The sequence below is a fragment of the Methylobacterium pseudosasicola genome (genome assembly GCF_900114535.1).
Taxonomy (GTDB): Bacteria; Pseudomonadota; Alphaproteobacteria; order Rhizobiales; family Beijerinckiaceae; genus Methylobacterium; species Methylobacterium pseudosasicola.
The window spans coordinates 1-1,583 of record NZ_FOTK01000121.1; the positions used below are offsets into that span (position 1 = coordinate 1).

Annotated in this window: 1 protein-coding gene; it reads left to right on the top strand. The window is 65.4% G+C overall.

Going from position 1 to position 1,583, the window contains the following annotated elements:
• The first annotated feature begins 58 nt into the window (after positions 1–58).
• Positions 59–1,507 (top strand): IS1182 family transposase, encoded by a 1,449-nt coding sequence (locus BM228_RS33440; protein ID WP_092047637.1) that lies wholly within the window; start codon positions 59–61, stop codon positions 1,505–1,507.
• The last annotated feature ends 76 nt before the right edge of the window (positions 1,508–1,583 follow it).

The window sequence follows — 1,583 nt, forward strand, 5'->3', positions numbered from 1 at the left end:
CAGGCTGTGTGAAAACGCGCTGATTTGGTAGAGTAGATCCTGGTCTGAGGAGGTCGGGATGAAGCGCTTCATCGCAGGCGAGGATCGTCAGCAGATCACGCTCCTTCCCGACTGCCTGGACGACTACATCACCGCCGACAATCCGGTTCGCCTGGTCGAGGTCTTCGTCGATGAACTGGATCTAGCCGTGCTCGGCTTCGCGGGCGCCGTGCCGGAGGCGACGGGCCGTCCGGCCTATCACCCGGCGACGCTGCTCAAGATCTATCTCTACGGCTACCTCAACCGCGTCCCGTCGAGCCGCCGCCTCGAACGCGAGAGTCAGCGCAACATCGAGTTGATCTGGCTCACCGGCCGGCTGATGCCCGACTTCAAGACGCTGGCCGACTTCCGCAAGGACAATGGCCCGGGCATTCAGGCGGCCTGCGCGCAGTTCGTGGTGCTGTGCCGCCAGTTAAACCTGTTCAGCAAAGCGGTTGTCGCCATCGACGGCAGCAAGTTCAAGGCGGTCAACAACCGCGACAAGAACTTCACCGCCGCCAAGGTCGAAGCCCGTCTGGCGCAGGTTGAGGCGAACATCGGCCGCTACCTCGCGGCGCTGGATCGGGCCGACCGCGCGCCGAGCGACATCGCAGAGGCGCGCACGACGCGGCTCAATGAGAAGATCGCTCGTCTGCGCGAGCAGATGCAGGTTCTCCAGGCGATGGGCCGGCAAGTCGAGGCCGCCCCCGACGGCCAAGTCTCGCTGACCGATCCCGACGCGCGCTCCATGGCAACCAGCGGCAAGGGCACCGGCATGGTCGGCTACAACGTCCAGGCCGCGGTCGATACCGAGCACCACCTGATCGTGGCGCATGCGGTGACCAACGTCGGCAGCGACCGGGCGCAGCTCGCGCCGATGGGCCTCCTGGCGCAGGCAGCGACGGGATGCGCGAGGCTCACGGTGCTGGCCGACCGGGGCTACCTCAACGGGGAGCAGGTGCTGGCCTGCGAGGGCACCGGGGTGCTGCCGTGCGTGCCCAAGATCCTGACCTCGGGCCATGCCAAGCGTGGCCTCTTCACGGGGCAGGACTTCATCTACGACGCTGAGAGGGACCACTACACCTGTCCGGCCGGCCAGCACCTGACCAAGGGGCTTGTCCGGTCCGATCGCCGAACCGAGGGCGACGCGATGGACCACTACCGCAACCTGACGGCCTGTCTCGATTGTGCGCTCAAGCCCCGCTGCACGCCCGCAGAGATGCGGCGGATCAAACGCTGGGTGCACGAGGACGTGCTCGATGCGATGCAGGAGCGGCTCGACCGGATGCCAGACGCGATGAAGATCCGTCGCCAGACGGTGGAGCACCCATTCGGCACACTGAAGGCCTGGATGGGAGCAACACACTTCCTGACCCGGACCTTGGCGAAGGTCAGGACCGAGATGAGCTTGCAGGTTCTGGCCTACAACATGAAGCGGATGATCCAGATCTTCGGGGTCGGTCCGCTGATGGCGGCGATCCGGGCCTGAAGGCCACCACTTCGCTCTGCGACACTCTCAGGACCTTCGCCTTGAACCTAAGGGATCTGCGTTCTCACACGGCCTC

What these genes read in the sequence shown, in the direction of transcription:
- BM228_RS33440 (WP_092047637.1), top strand. Translation starts at nt 59, where the DNA reads ATGAAGCGCTTCATCGCAGGCGAGGATCGTCAGCAGATCACGCTCCTT.